This is a genomic window from Klebsiella sp. K47 (assembly GCF_051858335.1).
Taxonomy (GTDB): domain Bacteria; phylum Pseudomonadota; class Gammaproteobacteria; order Enterobacterales; family Enterobacteriaceae; genus Klebsiella; species Klebsiella pneumoniae.
Window position 1 is genome coordinate 1 of record NZ_JBPYUI010000172.1, and the last position, 248, is coordinate 248.

Annotated in this window: 1 protein-coding gene; it reads right to left on the minus strand. The window is 66.1% G+C overall.

From position 1 onward, the window contains the following. Positions 1-248 (minus strand): hypothetical protein (locus RRF55_RS27580; protein ID WP_439419238.1); only part of this gene is annotated, 248 nt, incomplete at both ends.

Here is a 248-nt window from a genome sequence, read left to right on the forward strand (position 1 = left end):
TTGTTGCTCAGGCCGGCGACTTGCAGGTCCAGGTGCTGGTTGGCGGTTTCCAGCAGGCCAGCGTTGTTGTTGAACGTCTCGCGGGTGCTGATCAGGGTGGTGCCGCTGCGCCCCAGCGCGCGCAGGCTGCCATTGGCGTTGTTCAGCGTCTGGCTGCGCAGGGCCAGGTCAGCCTCGCTCTCGAGATGGCCCAGTTGGTTGTCGAGCAGGCCCGACAGGTCGAAGTCGATGCGCCCGGCACCCACCTT